We start from the raw sequence: 18999 nt of genomic DNA, 5'->3' as shown, positions 1-18999 counted from the left end.
GACAGTCACTCCTTGCCGTAGCGGTCGTGGTGGCGCCACCAGATGCCGGTTTCGTTGCGGCCCTTCGGCGCGCGGTCGAGCCATTGATACATGCCCCAGAGCCCGTCGAGCCCGCGCGCATAGCTGGAATAGCTGTGGTAGACGTCGCCATCGATGAGTTCGAAGGCGCTGACGCCGGGGCGGTCGCGGGTGTAGGTGGGAACGTCGGTGCCGGTCATCGAAGCGATCTGGACGATGGGTTCGTCGCTGCCGCGCGACTGCCATTCCGGCACGGCCTTGCCCGCCGGCGGTTCGGAGGCGGGCGGTTCGCGACGGTAGTTGTATTCGATCTCGCCGAGACGCTGCTGCTCCGGGCTGAACCAGACGCTGAAATCGGCGTTGAAATCGCTGCCGGCCGAGGAAGCCCAGGGAAAGCTCCAGTCCATGCGCCGCTTGAAGGCCTCAAGCTTTGCGAGCGGCGCGCGCGAGACGGCCCAGAAGGCGACGTCGTGATTTTCCAGGTGGACGAAGAAGCCGTTGAAGCCGTCGGCGATCGAGGAGCAGGAGGGGCATCCGGCGCTGTAATCCGGCCCGAACATGAAATGATAGATCAGGAGCTGCGAACGCCCGCCGAACAGATCCTTCAGCGAAGCACCGCCGCCTTCGGTATCGAAGCGGTAGTCCTTGTCGATCCTCACACGCGGCAACTGCTGGCGTTTGGCCGCCAGCGCATCGCTTTGGCGCGTCAGTTCCTTTTCCTCCTCGAGCAGATCAAGTCTCGCCGCCAGCCATTGCTCGCGGGTTGCGTTCAGCATTGCCGTCATGGGTCTTCTCCTTTGCCTGTCTCTCGTCGTAGCATCCGGCTCTGTTGCCTGCCGTTGAGCGAAAGATTACGGCGGGGGAACAAATGCCGGGAGTGACAAGTGTGACGGGATTTGAATGGACTCGCTGATTACGGCTGCTGCGCAGGCGCTGGCATCGGGCGATACGCTCGGTGCGCTGAAACGGGTGGCGCTGCGCGACGATGCGCCGGCGTTGGCGCTGCGCGGCATCGCCATGGCACAGCTCGGTGACCTCATTCGCGCCAAGGCGCTGCTGAAGAGTGCCGCGCGTGCTTTCGGACCGCGGGAGGCGGTGGCTCGCGCCCGCTGTGTCGTCGCCGAGGCAGAGATCGCGCTCGTCTCGCGCGATCTCACTTGGCCGCCGAAGACGCTGGAGGCGGCGCGCAAGGTTCTGGAAGCGCATGGCGACCGGGTCAACGCCGCCCATGCCGGCAATATCGCCATTCGCCGACTGGTGCTGATCGGCCGCCTCGACGAAGCCGAGCAGGCGCTGGCCGCGCTCGACCCGACGCCGCTGCCGCCGGCCTTGCGGGCCGCCCATGAGCTTGTTGCGGCCGGCATCGCCGTTCGGCGCCTGCGCACGCATGCGGCCCGCGCAGCACTCGAACGGGCACAGCTTGCGGCCGAGCGGGCGAATATGCCCGTGTTGACGGCGGAGGTCGAAGCCGCTGGACATGTGCTCGATCTGCCGGCGGCGCGGTTGGTTTCTCGTGGGCATGACCAGCCGCTGCTGCTTGCCGAGGTGGAGGCGCTCTTTTCCAGCGGCACGCTCGTCATTGATGCCTGCCGCCATGTCGTGCGCGCGGCGAGAGCGGTGGTGCCGCTTGCGAGCCGGCCGGTGCTTTTCGCGCTCGCTCGCGCGCTTGCCGAAGCCTGGCCGGCGGATGTGTCGCGGGGCGCGCTGATCGCAGGCGCCTTCCGCGGCAAGCATGCCGATGAATCGCATCGCGCCCGGCTGCGCGTCGAGATCGGTCGGCTGCGCGCGGAATTGGGCGGCCTGGCGGAAGTCTCGGCTACCAAGCGCGGTTTTGCCCTTTCTCCTGCCGGCACTTCTGAGGTTGCAGTGCTTGCCCCGCTCGTCGAAGGGCCGCATGCGGCGGTGCTCGCCTTCCTCGCCGATGGCGAAGCGTGGTCGAGTTCGGCGCTGGCAATCGCGCTCGGCGCCAGTCCGCGCACCGTGCAGCGAGCGCTGGATGCGCTCGCCGGCGAGGGGAAGGTGCAAGCGATCGGACGCGGGCGGGCACGCCGCTGGATGAGCCCGCCGCTCTCCTCTTTCCCGACGATCTTGTTACTCCCGGGACCGCTGCCGAGCGACTAGTATGGGTCAACCGACAAGGAGGAAGACATGAAGACATCGGCTGCGACCATTCTGCGTGAATATGGACCCTTTCCCGGTGCGGAGCGCGTTCACGGCGTCACCTTCGACGGCCGGCATGTCTGGTTCGCCTCAGGCGACAGGCTGAACGCGCTCGACCCCGACAGCGGCGAGGTTGTGCGGTCGATCGAGGTCGCCTCCCACGCCGGCACGGCTTTCGACGGCGAGTTCCTCTATCAGATCGCCGAGGACGTCATTCACAAGATCAATCCGAAGACCGGTCAGATCCTTTCCACCATCCCAGCCCCCGGCCATGGCGGCGATTCCGGCCTTGCATGGGCCGAGGGAACGCTCTGGGTCGGCCAGCATCGCGGCCGCAGGATCCATCAGATCGATCCCGAAACCGGCAAGATCCTGCGCACCATCGAATCCAACCGCGTCGTGACAGGCGTCACCTGGGTCGACGGCCAGCTCTGGCACGGCACCTGGGAGGGCGACGACAGCGACGTCAGACGCATCGATCCGAAGACGGGCGAGGTGCTTGAACGGCTCGACATGCCGGACGGCGCCGGCGTCTCCGGGCTCGAATCCGACGGCGCCGGCTGCTTCTTCTGTGGCGGAGGCAACAGCGGCAAGATCCGCGCCGTGCGCCGGCCGTGAGCGCTGCGCCGCCGGGTGCGGGGGCTGCTGCTTACAAGAAGCCGGCGTCAGCGCACCCGCCTCGCCCTTCGCGGAGCCTCGAAGCACACGCCCCAACGCTGCTCCTTGCCGCCCCAACCGCCGGCACGTCCACCTCGCCGTTGCGGCCCCCGCGGGACGAGGCTCTCTTGAGTGCCGGCGCCGATCCAATCGATGGCGCGGGAACAAAATCGCGGACAATACGCCAAATTATGCCGCCCCATCCTCGTCGAATAAAAGAGACATGCCGATCGCATCGATGAACCGACCATCGATGCGCGCGGCGCGCCGGATTATGCCTTCGCGCACGAAGCCAGTTTTTCATAGAGTGCGATCGCACGGCTATTGTCCTCATACACATCGAGTTCGATCCTCATAAAACCAGCTTCCCGCGCGGCTCTCAATGTCGTTTCGATGAGCTTCCGCCCGAGACCCTGGCCGCGATAGGCGGGAAGAATTCCCATGCCGAGTCTGCCGCGATGAGCGTGGGACGGGAAGAAATGCCGGCTGATATCGCACCAGCCGTCGACCTCTTCGCCAATCACAGCAACGAATTGCGGATTGCCTTTTGCGATCATGCCCGTCACGAACTCACGCGTCTGCGGCAGGGGCGTTGCTTCCAGCATGGACAGGTATTTTTTCTCCCGCGCGACCAGGTCGAGGGCGCGATGAAAACTGTCGATATGCGCAGCAGTGATCGGTTCGACGTTGATGCCTGACGTTTTGGATGTCGTTGCGGCCACAAGGTCTCCTTCGCAGACAGCGAAATATCCAAGACGGACGTGTCGCAGACCCGCACCGAAGCGCATAATTCATCCTCCGTCAACTTTTACGTGTCAATTTCGAGGGAAGGGGCGCCATCAAAGGGTTGAGAGTATTGAAGGTAAGGCTCACATCGCACATCATGCTCGTCCTGGTGGCGCTCACCTGTGCGGCGGCCGGGCTGCTGTGCGGATTTGCATGGCTTGCCGCCGTGAAGGTCGATGATCTCTACTTGCGCCGCCAAGCCGACTTTGTGCGACAGCGACTGGATGAGCAGATCAAGGCGCTTCCCCGGGAACAGGAAAGCATCACGAAATGGGACGACGCCTTCCTTTATTCCAAGCAGCGGAACCATGAATGGTTGCTTGACAACGTCGGCCGCTGGACGAGTCAATATTTTGGACACGATAGAACATACATCTTCGACGATACCAATCGCCTGCTGTTTGCGTTCCGCGACGGGACGGACACTATGCCACCGCGCCTCGGAAGCGACGATGGCGAGGAAATGACGGCGCTGGCGGGCGAGGCTCGGGTGGCTCTCGTGGAGCGCAAAAGGACCGGTGGCGAACCGCTTGGCCAGCTGGCCAGGGTACGTACGATCCTGATTGGCAACAGACCGGCGATAACAAGCGCGCGCCCCATTCTGCCGAGTTCGACAAGGATGCAAATCGAAGCGGGTCAGGAGTTCATCGCCGTCTCTGTCAAGTTCATCGACGGAAAAGCGGCTGAAAGCATCGCCCATTACGCGCGACTTGAAGGATTGCATTTTTCCCCTTCGAAGGGTGACGACGAGCGGGCGCAAGTGCCTGTCTCGTCTTATGACGGTGGGGTGATCGGCTATCTCGTGTGGCAGCCGATCCGGCCGGGCTTCATGCTGCTTCAGCAGATCGCGCCGGCGGGGCTCGGCTGCCTGGCCCTGCTGATCGCCGCGGTGTTCGGGCTCGGACGGGGATTGCATCGCACTTCGCTGATTCTGCTGGACAGTCAGGCCGAGATCACGCGCCACCGCAACCATCTGGAAGAGATGGTGGCGGACCGAACAGCCGAGATCGAACGACAAAGGGAAGAGTTGGATCGGCTGCTGGTGCACGAGCGCCAGGTGAATGCGCTGCAGCGCCAGTTCGTCGCCATGGCCTCGCACGAATTTCGAACGCCGCTCGCCATCATCGACGCAGCCGCCCAGCGGCTCTGCCGCTCGACGACCAACGTCAGCGGCGAGTATGTTCACGAAAAAGCCGGAGTGATCCGCAGCGCGGTGGTGCGCATGGTCGATCTCATGGAGAGCATCCTTGCGAGCGGCCGGCTCGAAACCGGACAGATCATGCTGAAACGGAGCGAAGATGATCTGAGAGCCTTGCTCATCACCTGCTGCGGTCGACAGCGCGAGCTCAGCCCTTCGCATATCTTCCATCTCGATCTCGATCGCATGCCTGACGTATTGACCTTCGATCGAAGCGCGATGGAGCAGGTCTTCACCAATCTGATTTCGAACGCCGTCAAATATTCGCCCGATGCGCCTGACATTTATGTTCACGCCAGGGTTAATGCGAAAATGGTGGAAATCGCCATTGCCGATAGCGGCATCGGCATGGATGCGGATGATTTGCCGAAACTGTTTCAACCTTATTATCGCGCCCGCAGCGCGACGGGTATTGCCGGAACCGGCATTGGTCTGAACGTCGTCAAGCAGATTATCGAGCTGCACGGCGGCACAGTCGAGGTGACGAGTGAGCTTGGCAAAGGCACAACATTCACCATTTCTCTGCCAATAGAGTTTCTATTGTCGGATCAACAAGTCGCAGCTTAAGGAAGAGCTTATGGTTACAGTCCTGTGCATAGAAGACGAAGTCGAGATCCGGAATCTCCTCGTCGAAGAGTTGAGCGAAGCCGGCTACAGGACGCTCGAGGCCTCGAACGGCGCAGAGGGCCTGGAAATGATCCTGTCGAAATGGCCTGATATCGTCATCAGCGACATTTCCATGCCTGTTATGGATGGGCACCAGCTCCTGGCGGAAATCCAGATCAATCACCCGGAGCTCTCCAACATTCCTTTCATCATGCTGACGGCGCTAACAGATCGGGAAAACACGCTCGCCGGCCTGCGGGCCGGTGCTGCCGACTACCTGACCAAGCCGCTCGACTTCGACCTGCTGCTCGCTAAGCTGGAGGGCTGCGTGACGCGGCTGGAGAACGATAAGGCGGTCAATCGGTCGTTTTGAGGTGTGGCTTCAACGAGATGAGGATGAAGGGCGTGCCGTGCGGCCCCCTCATCCGACGCTGCGGGGCACCTTCTCCGCGATGGGGAGAAGAGGGGAGTGCGCGGCCACGCCCCTGGGAGAAGATGCCGGCAGGCAGACGAGGGGGTGAGCGGCGATAGGAGCGAATGCCGGGAGCGTGAGCGAGGGGCAACGGCGAGCGTGTTCACTCCAACTTCCTCTGCCTCCCCAACACGTCCCCCAGCACCTCGAACACCCTAGCGTCCAGCGTCTGCGACACATTGAACCGCATGAAATTCGTCGCCGACTGCGACAGGCTGAAAGCATTGCCGGGGGCTAGCACGATCTTCCTTTCCAGCGCGGCCCGCGCCACCTCGGCCGCATCGACGCCGCCCGGCAGACGGCACCAGAGGAACATGCCGGCCTGGACCTCCAGCCAGGGTGTTATTCCCAGACCCTTCAGCCGGGCGGAGACCTCGCCCATCGCCCGGGAAAGCCTGTTTCTCAGCGTCTCCATGTGTTTACGATAGCTGCCGTCGCTCAAGACGTTCAGCACCAGTTCGGCGGTCAGCCGGCCGCCGCCGAAGGAGGTGGCGATCTTGAGATCGGTCAGGCCGTCGATCCATTCCGGTTTGGCGGCGACGAAGCCGCAGCGGGCCGAGGCCGACAAGGTCTTCGAAAAGCTGCCGATGTGGATGACGCGCTCGAGCCCGTCGAAGGCGGCAAGGCGAGGCGCCGGCGTATATTCGAAATCGGCGAAGATATCGTCTTCGATGATGGTGAGGTCGAACTGGTCGGCGAGTTTCAGAAGACGGTGGGCCGTCACCGGGGACAGCGTTGCGCCAGTTGGATTGTGGATGGCGGAATTGGTGATGTAGAGCCGCGGCCGGTGTTCGGCGACGACTTGCGCAAACAGCTCGATATCGGGTCCGGACGGCGTATAGGGAACGCCGACGATCTTGGCCCGATGGGCGCGCAGCAACGCATGAAAGTTGAAATAGCAGGGGTCGTCGACCAGCACCGTGTCGCCGGGTTCCAGCAGGAAACGGCAGAGCAGATCGATTGCCTGCGTACCGGATTCGGACAGCATGATCTGATCGGGCGAGGCTTCGATGCCGCGTTCGCCCATGCGCCGCGAAATCAGCTGGCGCAGTGGCGGCAGGCCGAGCGGCTGGCCGTAATCGGCAAGCACCGGCCCATCGGCGCGGGAAAGCGTTCTGAGCCCGCGGCGCATCGCTTCGGCCGGCAGCCAGGCGGGCGGCAGCCAGCCGCAGCCGGGCTTCAGGTCACTCTCGCCGGCCTCCAGCGATTGTCGCGATATCCAGAACGGATCGACGGCGCGGTCGAGTTTCGGCCCGGCCTCGGCAAGCGCAAAGGGCGCCGCCTGGTTGGCGACATAGAAGCCGGAGCCTGGCCTCGCCAGGATCGCGCCTTCGGCGACCAGGCGCTCATAGGCATCGACCACGGTCGAGGTCGACAGCTTCAACGTCGCCGCCAATCCCCGGACCGAGGGCAGCCTTGCGCCGGGCGTCAGGCTGCGGCCGGCAATGCGCTGCCGGATCGTTGCGATCACCATCTCGACGCGTGTGCGTCCTGCCAGTTCTTCGTTCATCTGTACTGCTTACCGAACCATAACAGTTTGTCGAAATCGTATCTGATTGTCACTGTCCTGACCATCCGTCCTGATCGATAAAGGCTGAGGCGCATCGCTGCGAATTTGATTCAAGTGACGTGCCTCAAGTCGTTGTTTTCATGCTGATCGTTCAAGACCCGGGGGCGCTTTGGACGGCAGGCGTCTGGAAGGAAGAGTGCATGATGGAACGCATGACGGCAGGATGGATCAACGGCTTGATCGGCGTGGTGATCTTCAGCGGTTCGCTGCCGGCGACGCGCGTTGCGGTGGCGCAGTTCGATCCCGTGTTCCTGACCGTCGCACGCGCGGCGATTGCCGGGGCTTTGGCGCTCTGCCTGCTGATTGCCTTTCGTGAAAGGCGGCCGTCGGGGCGCGACATCCTCTCGCTCGCTATCGTCGCGCTCGGCGTCGTGGTCGGCTTCCCGCTGTTGACGGCGCTGGCGCTGCAGCACGTCACGTCGGCGCACTCCATCGTCTTCGTCGGGCTTTTGCCTCTGGCGACGGCGATCTTCGGCGTGATCCGCGGCGGTGAACGGCCGAAGCCGGCCTTCTGGTTCTTCTCGGTTCTCGGCAGTGCACTGGTCGTGGGCTTCGCATTGACGCAGGGCCTGACGGCATCACCGGTTGGTGATCTGCTGATGCTGGCGGCGATTGTCGCTTGCGGTCTCGGTTATGCCGAAGGCGGCCGGCTTTCACGCACGCTTGGCGGCTGGCAGGTGATTTCCTGGGCGCTGGTGCTGTCCTTGCCGCTGATGGTGGTCGTGGCGTTTTTCTATCGGCCGGCAAGTTTTGCCGGCATCGAAACACCGGCGCTCATCGGCCTTGCCTATGTCTCGCTGTTTTCTATGCTAATCGGCTTCATCTTCTGGTATCGCGGCCTGTCGCAGGGCGGCATCGCCGCTGTCGGACAGCTGCAACTGCTCCAGCCGTTCTTTGGCCTGGCACTTGCCGCCACCCTGCTGCGTGAGACGGTGACTTGGAGTATGCTCATCGTCACGGTCGCCGTTATCCTGTGCGTCGCCGGGGCACGGAGGTTTGCGCGGTAGGGAGCCTGACCCGTTGATGGTTGACATCGCCGATGGTATCGCGCGACGAATGATCAAGCTTTAAATTTCGAATTTTGTAGCTCCTGGCCTGTCGGACGATAGCTGGGCAATAGATCTCGATGCCTCCCACGGCGACGAGCCGCTGGACACCGATAAAGTTGGCTTTGAGCTGCAATTCGACGTCGGCCCTGTCGATTGCGATTGGACGGAGCACTTCTTCCTGTATGTCGTCGCGCCCGGCAGAGCTGGCGGTGAGGGACGAGAAGGCAAGTTCATCGTGCTTCACGAATACAGCTTTTGACTCTCAAGCGCTATTTGCACACCGCAATATCAGCTTGCGAGAAAGTAGACTGGGAACACTCCTTGGCAGAGTTGCGAAAGCGGTTTCTGTGGGAACGGGACATGCCCAACATCAGAGTTAAGCTCTGGCCGCTGCCAGGGCCCACGCCGTTCACCGTCGAAAAGGGTTGCGGTCTTCCTTCTGGGCATTCTCTCGATACCGTCCCCAGAACTACCCGAGCAGATGAGGCCGCCGGTCACAAAGCCGCCGCTCAATCGTCAGCAAATGGCCTCGTTACCGCCGCATCGTGCCCATTTCAGGCTTCATCGTCGCGACCTCGCCAGCCTTTGAGCGGCTGAGCGATCGACCGAGGCGGTCTTGCTGCCGTCAAATCACGCACGTGAAAAGGAACGAATATGATCACTCGTTACACACCTGTCGCAACGATGACCGCTGCGGTTTTTAGCCTGCTGGCATTCAGCCCGGCGTCGGCTGTCGAGATGGCCCAGGCAGGGCAGCAGCCGGCCGCACAGGGCCAGGCGCCGATGCAGGGGCAGAGCGGCGGCACAGCTGCGCCAGCGGCCGTCAGCGATCAGAAACTCGAGGCCTTTGCCGTTGCCTATGTGCAGGTCGACAAGGTCCGGCAGGAATATTCGGCCAAGATCGACGCGACGAAGGACGAAGCCGCCAAGCAAAAGCTGCAGGAGGAGGCCAAGAAGCAGATGGTCGATACCGTCAAAGCCTCCAACGCGATCTCTGTCGAGGAGTACTCGTCTATCCTGACGGCGGCGCAGAGCGACCCGGCCCTGGCCAAGAAGGTCCTGGACAAGATCGGCACACCGCCGCCGGCGCAGTCGCAGCAGCAGCAATAGACAGCGCACCCCTGCACCATCCTCAAGTCGGACGAGGGGCGGGCGGCTAGCAATCCCGCGGCGAGCGCTGCCTGCGCCCGCCCCAATCCTGACGCGGCCTCACCTGGCGGGCACGACCAGCGCCTCGCCCTTGCGAACGATATAGGTCGCCAACTCCGAAGCCCTGCCGCTGCCGACGTTCTTTGCCGAGTGCACTACGCCGGAGGGGATGAACAAGGACTGGCCGGCCTTGAGCGTCACCGGCTCCCCACCGTCGCGCCGATATTCCAGAGTCCCCTCGAGAACGTAAGCGATCTCTTCGCCCGGATGCGCGTGTCTCGGCGCGAGAACGCCGGGGGCGAAATCGACCCGCACCTGGACGGCCTCATGGCCGGGTACGTCGATATCGCTCCTGACGAGATCGGTGCGCTGCAGCGGTTGCTCCGCATGCGCTGCCGCAGCAGTGCCGAGAGCAAGGGCGAGCGCCATGGCCTGAATCATTTTCATCGTGTCATCCTTCCTGAATTGGCGGCCAATTAGCCGCATCGCCATTTCAGTCGATGATTGAACCAGGTATGTGTCGGGAAACCCTCATTCTTGTAAGCGAGTGTATCTGCCCGGCTGAGACTGCCTGCGAAAACGACGCTTGGCTTACGCGAACCGCATCGCGGATCTCGCACGCGCCTTCGCTGCGACCTCCTCGCGATCGCGAGGCGGTTGGGATGTCTCCAGTGAAACGAGCAGTTCGCGGGCGCAAGCCGCAATCGAACTGACCGCGCGTTCGAACGCGGCCTCATTGCGCTTCGACGGCTTGGTCGTTCCGCTGAGCTTGCGCACGAACTGGAGCGCGGCATCATGAATCTCCTCGTCCGTCGCCGGCGGATCGAAATTGAACAGAGGTTTTATGTTACGGCACATGGCTTGCTCCGATCATTTCTTGTTGTCACCGACGGAAACTTACTCCCAGCAAAAGAAGTAATCGCGTAAACGGGAATTGCAACCGGGCCACCGCGGAAGCGGTACTCGCTCGGGATAGCTCCGGGCGGCCAGCGCCTCGCGAAGAGGGCGGCTTATATAGGATTCGACGGCTGCATGGCAGCACCTGTCCGGCAGGATAACTCGCCGCTCTTCTCTTAAGCCGCCGAACCTCTGACGCCCAGCGTCGCAATATCCGTCACGCCCCCAGATGATTCGAAATCGAAGATCTTCTGCGTCACCAGCGCCGCCGCTCCCCGCGCCCAGGAATTGTCTTCCCAGTCGGGGAGCAGCGGTGGGGCGGCGCGGAAGGTGCGGGCGGCGAGGGCTTCGCGAAGGGGGGTAAGGAACGGATCGCCAAGCGAGACGGCTTCGCCGCCGGCGACGATGACTTCGGGATCGGTGATGTTGACGAGGTTGGCGAGCGCCGTGCCGATGCCGCGGCCGGATTCGGCGACGAGGGCGGTGGCGGTCGCGTCGCCCGATGAAAGCGCTTCGCGGAGTTCTGGGAGGCCGAGTTCGTCACCGCGGCCGGTCGCCTCGCGCCAGCGGCGCAGCATCGACAGTTCGGAGTGATAGGCCATCAGGCAGCCGCGCTTGCCGCATTCGCAAAGGCGGCCGCCTTCCTCGAACAGCGTGTGGCCGAACTTGCCGGCAGCGCCATTGGCGCCGCGATAGAGCTTGCCGTCGATGACCAGGGCGCAGCTGATGCCGACGCCGACGGCGAGCACCGCCATGTTGCGGTGCTGGCGGCCGAGGCCGAAAAGCTGCTGGGCGATGGCATAGGCATTGGTATCGTCCTCCAGCCAGACCGGCACGTGGACGCGGCTTGCAACCAGCGCGGCGAGGGGGACGTTGTCCCATTTGAAGCGGTGGCTGCGCACGCAGGCGGTCTGCTCGTGGTTGATGACGCCTGGCATGGAGATGCCGATGCCGGCAAGCTTTGCTTTCGGCCGGCCGGCGAGTTTCACCAGTTCGGGGACCGTGGCCGCCAAGAGATCGGCGACATAATCCGGGTCGTGGCTCTCAAGGCCCACACGCATGGCAGCGACGGGATTCGTGGCGAGATCGGTCGCCACGCATTCCACGGAATCCACCATCAGCTTGAAGCCGAGGGCGAGCGAGTGCTCGTAATTGATTTCGACCGGGATCGGCCGGCGGCCGGCCGGGCCGGGCACGGCCTTGCCCTCGGTGACGATGCCTTCCTCCAGCAGATCTGAAACGACGAAGGTGACGGCGGCGGGGCTGAGGCCGATGACGGTGGCGATATCGGCGCGGCTCCTCGGCCCTTCGCGTCTGAGAAGGTTGAGGATGAGGCGTCGGTTCATGGCTCTTGCCGTGGTCTGGTCGCCTTTCAGCTTCACGATGAATTCCTTAATTTTGTAAATTAATTATTGCGGGGTCGGACAATCTATGCATAAGTTCGGCCGCCGATCAACAGAGCCAGCGGGATTGTACGTTGGAGGTCAGGGCACCGGATCGGCGCGTTGAATGCCTGATCGAGCGCGTTCCAAGGAGGAGGCGGCTCGGGCCAGGCGGTGTTGATCGATCAACCGGGAGGAATTCAATGGTATTCTTAAAGCATTTTCCCTCAACCACCCGCAGAAGCTTCCTGAAAGGGGCGGGGGTGGTTTCGGCGGCGGCGGTCACGGGCAGCTTTCCGATGCCTGCGATCGCGCAGGCGCAGGAAGTCACCGTCATCTCGTCCGAGAATAACGGCGCCGCACTCGATGCGCTGAAGTCGATCGCGGCGGGCTTCGGCAAGGAAGCCGGCGTCAATGTCGTCATCAACAATATGGACCACGAGGCGCACAAGACGGCGATCCGCAATTATCTCGTCGCCGGCGCGCCCGACATCTGCTTCTGGTTTTCGGGAAACCGCATGCGTGCCTTCGTCAAGCGCGGCCTGTTCGACGATATTTCCGATCTCTTCGAGAAGGAGAAATACAAGGACGTGCTGGGCGCGACCGCCGGCGCCGTCACCGATGACGGCAAACAATACGGGCTGCCCACGGGCGGCACGCTCTGGGGTATGTTCTACCGCAAGGATGTGTTCGATCAATACGGCCTGACAGTGCCGAAGACCGCCGAGGACTTCATGGCCTATGGCGACAAGTGCAAGGCGGCCGGCATCACCCCGGTGGCGATCGGCACCAAGGAATTGTGGCCCGCGGCCGGCTGGTTCGATCAGATGAATCTGCGCATCAACGGGCTGGACAGGCACATGGCGCTGATGAACGGCGAGATGAGCTATCTCGATCCGGCGCTGACGCCGGTCTTCGACCACTGGGAGGCGATGATTTCGAAGGGCTTCTTCACCCCGAACCATACCTCTTTCGGCTGGCAGGAGGCCGCAGCACTTCTGGCCCAGAAGAAGGCCGGCATGATGAACCTCGGCGCCTTCCTGCGTTCGGCCTTCACCGAAGCGGACCTGCCGCAGCTCGCCTACGCAACCTTCCCGGTGCTCGATCCCAAGATCGGCCGTTTCGAGGAGTTCTCGGTTAATTCCGTCCATATTCCCTCCAAGGCGAAGAACAAACAGGGCGCGCGCGATTTCCTCGCCTATTTCTACAAGCCGGAGAACCTGGCGGCCTATCTAGAACCGGGCGGCAACGTGCCGCCGCGCCACGACCTGCCGCCGAGTAAGGATCCGCTCGTCAATATCGCTGTCGAGACGATGAAGACGGTGCAGGGCACCTCGCAATATTACGACCGCGACAGCGACCCGGACATGGCCCAGGCCGGCCTCGTCGGCTTCCAGGAGTTCATGGCTAAGCCCGACCGGCGTAAGGCCATCCTTACGCGGCTCGAGGGGACGCGGAAGCGGATTTATAAGATTTGAAGGGTGGCGGATCGCTCCCGGCTTGTTGACGGCCGTACTCTTCACTCGACGTCATCCTCGGCCTTGTGCCGAGGATCTGCTGCCCTATCGAAGGGGGCAGATGCTCGGGACAAGCCCGAGCATGACGAAGGAGGGAGTGGCCCGCCTTGTTAGCGGTGTTGGTGGGCATCAGCCCGCTCCCGATATAATTTGAGGCTCCAGAAATGCAGACATTATGGCGCCGCCAGCGTTGGTGGCTTACCCCGACTTTGCTCATCGCGCCTGCGATCGCGCTGTTCTTCACTGTCATCCTGTTGTCGGCGGTGCGCAGCGTCTGGATCAGCTTTCACGAGTGGGATGGGTTCGGGCCGATGGTGTGGATCGGGCTCGGCAATTACATCGAGCTCTATAACGATCCGCAATTATACGTGTCGTTGAAGAACAATCTGATCTGGCTCGTCATGTTCATGGCGGCACCGCCGATCGGGCTCGCCATCGCGCTCTTGGTCAACCAGAAAATCGCAGGCATGCGCTTCCTGAAATCACTGTTTTTCATTCCGCTGGTGCTGGCCTCGGTGACGGTGGGCGTCGTCTTCACCTGGGTCTATACGCCGGACTTCGGGCTGCTGGCGCTGATCTTCCGGGCCTTCGGGGCAGTGGCGCCGGCAGTGCTCTCCGACGAGCATTTCGTCACCTTCGCGATCGTCATCGCGGCGCTGTGGCCGCAGATCACCTTCTGTATGGTGCTCTATCTCGCCGGCCTCAACAATTTGAGCGAAGAGCTGATCGGGGCAGGGCGCGTCGATGGGGCGAGGGGCTGGAACATGCTGCGCCACATCGTGCTGCCGCAGCTGACGCAAGTCACCTTCATCGCCATTGCGGTGACTGTCGTCGGCGCGCTGCGCTCCTTCGACATGATCTCGGTGATGACCGCGGGCGGGCCGTTCGGCTCGTCTTCGGTGCTCGCCTACCAGATGTACGAGCAGTCGATCTTCTCCTACCGCTTCGGCTATGGCGCGGCGATTGCCTCGGTGCTCTTCGTGATCATGGCCGTCTTTATCGCCTGGTATCTCACCCACATCATCCGCAGCGAAGAGAGGGGAGGCTGATGTATCCTCGTCCGATACCCGAAACCGCGACTTGGCAGCGCCGCTTCTATGTGTTCGCCGTCGTCGTCGTGCTCATCCTCTGGCTCTGCCCGCTCTTTGCGATCGTCCTCACCTCCTTCCGCTCGACGGCTGACGTGATGGGCGGCAATCTCTGGGGCTGGCCGACCGAGATCGGCGTCATCGACAATTACCGGGCAGTCTTCACCGACACGCCGATGGCGCGCTATTTCCTGAACAGCCTAATTATCACCGTTCCCTCGGTCATCGGCGTGCTCGTCATGTCGACGCTGGCGGGTTTCGTGCTGTCGCGCTACCGCTTTCCCGGCAACATGCTGATCTTCGCGCTCTTCGTCGGCGGCAATTTCCTGCCGCACCAGATCATGATGATCCCGGTACGCGACCTGATGGTGCGCCTCGACCTGATCGATACCACGGTGGCGCTGATCATCTTCCACGTCGCCTTCCAGACCGGGTTCGCGACGCTCTTCATGCGCAATTTCATCGCGGCACTTCCCGATGAGCTGTTCCAGGCGGCGCGGGCCGAAGGGGCTTCGCCCTTCCAGACGCTCATCCATGTGGTGATCCCGCTGGTGCGGCCGGCGCTCGCCGCCCTTGCCATCCTGATCTTCACCTTCGTCTGGAACGATTATTTCTGGGCCGTGGTGCTGACCGTCAGCGACAGCGTCAAGCCTGTCACCGCGGGCCTTGCCAATCTGCGTGGCGAGTGGGTCTCGGCCTGGAACCTGGTTTCAGCAGGCACGATCGTGGTCGCCGTGCCGCCCGTCGTGATGTTCTTCCTGATGCAGCGGCATTTCATCGCCGGCCTCACCATGGGCGCGGTGAAGGGATGAGCCGGTGTCTTCCGTTTCAATAAGAGAGGGCCAGGACATGACCAGCCTCGAACTTTGTGAGATCAACAAGAATTACGGCGCCTATCACGCGCTGCGCGGCATCGATCTTTCCGTGGCGCAGGGCGAGTTCATCGTCATGGTCGGGCCATCGGGCTGCGGCAAGTCCACGCTCTTGAAGAGCATCGCCGGGCTGGAGGCGATCTCGTCGGGCCAGATCCTGATCAATGGCCGTGATGTGACGCGCGAGGAGCCGGGCGAGCGCGGCATCGCCATGGTCTTCCAGTCCTATGCGCTCTATCCGCATATGACTGTGGCGGAGAATATGGGCTTCGGCCTGCGCATGGCCAAGCGCCCCAAGGCCGAGATCGATGCGGCGGTCGCCCGCGCCGCCAAGATCCTGCGCATCGACGACCAGCTGGACAAGCGACCGAAGGAGCTTTCCGGCGGCCAGCGCCAGCGCGTGGCAATCGGCCGGGCGATCACCCGCTCGCCCGAGGTCTTCCTGTTCGACGAGCCGTTGTCTAACCTCGATGCGGCGCTCCGCACGCAGATGCGCGTCGAACTCAGCAGCCTGCATGCCGAGCTCGGCGCCACCATGGTCTATGTCACCCACGACCAGGTGGAGGCGATGACTATGGCAAGCCGCATCGTTGTGTTGAACAAGGGGTTCATCGAGCAGGTCGGCTCGCCGCTGGAGCTCTACCGCAATCCCGACAATCTCTTCGTCGCCGGCTTCCTCGGCGCGCCGCGCATGAATTTTCTCGGCGTCACCGTCGACGGTGTGTCCGGCCGCAATGTCACCGTCTCCGCCCCGGGCCTCGTGCCGGTGACGGTGGAACTGGCGGAGGCGACAGCGCTGGCGAAAGGCGTCAGCCTGACGCTCGGCGTCCGGCCGGAGAACATATCGATAGTCGCCGATGGCGGCGAGGGCGGGGCGATCCACGGCCAGATCAGGCTCGTCGAGCATCTCGGCCGCGAAACCATCCTCTATGTCGATGCCGGCAATCTCAGGACCATCGCCTCTGAGAGCGGCACCGGCAATATCACCGTGCAGCTCAGCTACGTCGCACCCTTTGCCGCCGAGCAGAACGTCGCGCTGAAGCTCGACGCCCGGGAACTCTATCTCTTTTCATCCGATGGCGGGCGCACGATCAGCGCCCGCAAAACCATCCTCGACAAGTAATCAGGAAAGACCACGCCCGTGTCCGACAAGACCCTCTCCGTATGGAACCCCGTCAAAACAGACCGCTTCCTGGTCGGCGTGCCGCATTATCCCGAGCATGTCGATGAAAGCTATTGGGAGCGCGATGCCGAGCGCATGGCGAAAGCCGGCTTCAATGTCGTGCGCATGGCCGAGTTCGCCTGGCACATTCTGGAACCCAGGCTCGGCACCTATGACTTCGATCTCTTCGACCGCGCCATATCAATCCTCGGGCGCCACGGCGTCGATACGATCATGTGCACGCCGACGGCGACGCCGCCGCGCTGGCTGACCGCTGCCCACCCTGAAATTTTAAGGATCGACAGCAAGGGCCGCCCGATGAGCCACGGCTCTCGCCAGCATTGCGACACGGCAAGCCCGGTCTTCCGCGAGCACAGCAAGCGCATCACCAGGGCGATAGCCGAGCACTATCGCGACAATCCTTATGTCGTCGGCTGGCAGACCGATAACGAGCTGAACACCAGCATGCCGGAGAGCTTTTCCCAAGCGACGCTCAGCGAATTCCAGGCCTTCCTCGCCGATAAATACCGAGAGATATCAAAGCTCAACGCTGCCTGGGGTGGCGATTTCTGGGCGACGGCCTATGACAGTTTCGATCAGGTGGTGCTGCCGATCGAATTCGGCCCGACCTTTCCGAGCCCCGGCCATCTGCAGGATTATCACCGCTTCCTCGCCTTCTCGACGGCGCGTTTCCAGCACGATCAGGTGGAGATTTTGCGGGCGGTGAAACCCGCCTGGTTCGTCTTCCACAATCTCGGCGGCTTGAGGGACATCGATTTCCGCGGCCAGTTCAGCAAGGATCTCGATTTCGTCGGCTACGACATCTATCCGATGCTCTATGACGAGTTCATGCGGCTCGGCAACCACGCCAAGGTGCAGGCGCTGCATCTCGATATCTGCCGCGGCTTTTCCGGCAATTACATCGTGCCCGAGCAGCAATCGGGCTTCGGCAGCCAGCCGGGCTTCTGCACGCTGACGCCGGAGCCGGGCGAACTGCGCCGCATGGCGCTCTCCTCGGTCGCCCACGGCGCCGACGGCCTGATGTTCTTCCGCTGGCGGCCCGCCCATTTCGGCGCCGAGATCTATTGGATGGGCATCATCGACCATGACGACATCGGCCGCCACCGCTATGAGGAGGCCACGCGCTTCGCGACCGAGATGACGGCGCTGCAGCCGAAGATCCTCGGCACCTATGTGCGCATGGATGTCGGCATCGCCGGCTCCGATTTCGACAATCAGGAAGCCCACAAGACCTATCCGATCGGCCTGCCGAGCCCGCAGGACGATGCGATTTTGCTGCATCAGCATTGCTACGATCGCGGTATTGCCTGCGGCTTCATCCACCCCGAGGATGATCTTTCCAAGCTGAAGCTCTTCTATGTGCCGCATTGGGTGATGTGGAAGGACGAATGGACGGCGAGGCTCGAAGCCTTCGCCGCATCAGGCGGCACTGTCGTCGTCGGCGCGCGCACCGGCACCCGCACGCAAGACAACCACGTCATCCGCGAAACGGCTCCCGGCACCGCGCTTTCCAAGCTGACCGGCGTGCGCGTCGAAGATTTCGGCCGCCTCGCCGCCCCCGGCGCCAACGGCCTCTTCGACGTGATGGAACGCTCCGGCGGCCTCGTCATCCCGCCGAACAAACCGGCCGAAAGCAATCGCCGCGTCCGCCGCTTCAAGATCGGCAACCGCGAAATGGCCGCCGGCCATTTCTACGAAAACCTCACCATCGGCCCCGATGTCGAAGTCATCGCCGCCTGGTCCAACCGCTACGCCGAAGGCCAGCCCATGGCGACCTCCCGCAGGGTCGGCAGAGGGCAGGTGGTCTATCTCGGCACCTATCTCACGCCGGAGCTGACCGAGGCGCTGACGGAACGGCTGTTTGCGCCAGCCGGCATCGAGCCGCTGGTCGGCGGGTTGCCGGAGGGTGTGGAGGTGACGATGAGGATGAACGAAGAGCGGCGGCTGCTGTTCGTGCAGAATTATATGGATCAGGCTGTGACGGTGGGTGGTGTGCCAGCCGGGCGGGATCTGCTGAATGGGAAAAAGAGGGTGATGGGGAGACTGGAGCTTGGGGGGTATGGATGTGCGATTGTTGAGTTGGAGGGGTGAGAGGCGGCACATAGAACGTTGACGATGTGCTAGCCCTTCCCGCCGTCGTTGCACCCGCCTCGTCCTTGAGGCCCTGCGGGGCGTCACTTCTCCTCCCTTCTTCTGTCCCTCAGGGCTGATGTGACAGGAATCCAGCCACCGCGCGTCGGCACCACTCACCTGGGGTGGAAGCGAGTCTCCCGCGCCCAAGGACTTGGGCGCTCTGGATCCCCATGACGAGCACTGGGATGAGCGACTATCTGGGCTGTCAAGTTGCATATTCGAATTCTCTTCGAGCGCCGGCCCCGCTCCTGATTTCAGAGTG

The 18999-nt window shown here is 62.7% G+C and carries 16 protein-coding genes and 1 pseudogene; 11 read left to right on the top strand and 6 right to left on the bottom strand.

Annotation, left to right across the window (positions count from 1 at the left end; all coding sequences use genetic code 11):
- Positions 1–5 precede the first annotated feature (5 nt).
- The gene (locus B5E41_RS04530) at positions 6–803 is read right to left on the bottom strand and encodes a DUF899 domain-containing protein (RefSeq protein WP_088391426.1); all 798 of its coding nucleotides are present in this window, start codon (positions 801–803) and stop codon (positions 6–8) included.
- Between the two features lie 115 nt (positions 804–918).
- Between B5E41_RS04530 and B5E41_RS04525 the strand changes: the two genes are divergently transcribed.
- The gene (locus tag B5E41_RS04525) at positions 919–2139 is read left to right on the top strand and encodes an ATP-binding protein (protein ID WP_088391424.1); all 1221 of its coding nucleotides are present in this window, start codon (positions 919–921) and stop codon (positions 2137–2139) included.
- 27 nt (positions 2140–2166) lie between these two features.
- A complete protein-coding gene (locus tag B5E41_RS04520; protein ID WP_088391422.1) occupies positions 2167–2796 on the top strand; it encodes a Vgb family protein in 630 nt (209 codons plus the stop codon).
- A 228-nt stretch (positions 2797–3024) separates the two neighbouring features.
- Here B5E41_RS04520 and B5E41_RS04515 read toward each other — a convergent pair.
- A pseudogene (locus B5E41_RS04515) lies at positions 3025–3557 on the bottom strand (N-acetyltransferase family protein).
- 134 nt (positions 3558–3691) lie between these two features.
- Between B5E41_RS04515 and B5E41_RS04510 the strand changes: the two are divergent.
- Complete coding sequence (locus tag B5E41_RS04510) at positions 3692–5386, top strand: sensor histidine kinase (RefSeq protein WP_088391420.1); 1695 nt, start codon at positions 3692–3694, stop codon at positions 5384–5386.
- A 10-nt stretch (positions 5387–5396) separates the two neighbouring features.
- Entirely contained in the window at positions 5397–5798 is a 402-nt protein-coding gene (locus B5E41_RS04505) for a response regulator (protein ID WP_064694529.1), read from the top strand.
- 202 nt (positions 5799–6000) lie between these two features.
- Here B5E41_RS04505 and B5E41_RS04500 read toward each other — a convergent pair whose 3' ends face one another.
- Positions 6001–7407, bottom strand: coding sequence for an aminotransferase-like domain-containing protein (locus tag B5E41_RS04500; RefSeq protein WP_088391418.1), 1407 nt, complete (start codon positions 7405–7407; stop codon positions 6001–6003).
- A 203-nt stretch (positions 7408–7610) separates the two neighbouring features.
- On the opposite strand from B5E41_RS04500, the gene B5E41_RS04495 reads away from it, so the two are divergent.
- Positions 7611–8474 carry a DMT family transporter gene (locus B5E41_RS04495; protein WP_088391973.1) on the top strand — a complete coding sequence of 288 codons (864 nt, stop codon included), beginning with the start codon at positions 7611–7613 and terminating at the stop codon, positions 8472–8474.
- A 696-nt stretch (positions 8475–9170) separates the two neighbouring features.
- On the top strand, positions 9171–9626 hold the full coding sequence (locus tag B5E41_RS04485; RefSeq protein ID WP_088391416.1) for a DUF4168 domain-containing protein: 456 nt from the start codon (positions 9171–9173) through the stop codon (positions 9624–9626).
- Positions 9627–9725: 99 nt separating this feature from the next.
- Here B5E41_RS04485 and B5E41_RS04480 read toward each other — a convergent pair whose 3' ends face one another.
- From B5E41_RS04480 to B5E41_RS04470, 3 genes are all read right to left on the bottom strand, one after another.
- Positions 9726–10112: a cupin domain-containing protein gene (locus B5E41_RS04480; RefSeq protein ID WP_088391971.1), complete on the bottom strand. Its 387-nt coding sequence runs from the start codon at positions 10110–10112 to the stop codon at positions 9726–9728.
- 144 nt (positions 10113–10256) lie between these two features.
- A complete protein-coding gene (locus tag B5E41_RS04475; RefSeq protein WP_088391414.1) occupies positions 10257–10523 on the bottom strand; it encodes a DUF2277 domain-containing protein in 267 nt (88 codons plus the stop codon).
- 215 nt (positions 10524–10738) lie between these two features.
- On the bottom strand, positions 10739–11944 hold the full coding sequence (locus tag B5E41_RS04470) for an ROK family protein (protein WP_088391412.1): 1206 nt from the start codon (positions 11942–11944) through the stop codon (positions 10739–10741).
- Between the two features lie 203 nt (positions 11945–12147).
- Between B5E41_RS04470 and B5E41_RS04465 the strand changes: the two genes are divergently transcribed.
- From B5E41_RS04465 to B5E41_RS04445, 5 genes are all read left to right on the top strand, one after another.
- Positions 12148–13422 carry an ABC transporter substrate-binding protein gene (locus B5E41_RS04465; protein WP_088391410.1) on the top strand — a complete coding sequence of 425 codons (1275 nt, stop codon included), beginning with the start codon at positions 12148–12150 and terminating at the stop codon, positions 13420–13422.
- Positions 13423–13625: 203 nt separating this feature from the next.
- Positions 13626–14510, top strand: a complete 885-nt coding sequence (locus B5E41_RS04460) for a carbohydrate ABC transporter permease (protein ID WP_088391408.1) — start codon at positions 13626–13628, stop codon at positions 14508–14510.
- Positions 14510–15361, top strand: a complete 852-nt coding sequence (locus B5E41_RS04455) for a carbohydrate ABC transporter permease (protein WP_088391406.1) — start codon at positions 14510–14512, stop codon at positions 15359–15361. Before B5E41_RS04460 ends, B5E41_RS04455 begins: the two co-directional genes overlap by 1 nt.
- A gap of 37 nt (positions 15362–15398) precedes the next feature.
- Positions 15399–16544: an ABC transporter ATP-binding protein gene (locus B5E41_RS04450; RefSeq protein WP_088391404.1), complete on the top strand. Its 1146-nt coding sequence runs from the start codon at positions 15399–15401 to the stop codon at positions 16542–16544.
- An 18-nt stretch (positions 16545–16562) separates the two neighbouring features.
- Entirely contained in the window at positions 16563–18695 is a 2133-nt protein-coding gene (locus B5E41_RS04445; RefSeq protein WP_088391402.1) for a beta-galactosidase, read from the top strand.
- Positions 18696–18999: the final 304 nt, after the last annotated feature.

Source organism: Rhizobium esperanzae (assembly GCF_002204185.1).
Classification (GTDB): domain Bacteria; phylum Pseudomonadota; class Alphaproteobacteria; order Rhizobiales; family Rhizobiaceae; genus Rhizobium; species Rhizobium esperanzae.
This window is presented reverse-complemented; position numbering and strand designations above follow the sequence as displayed.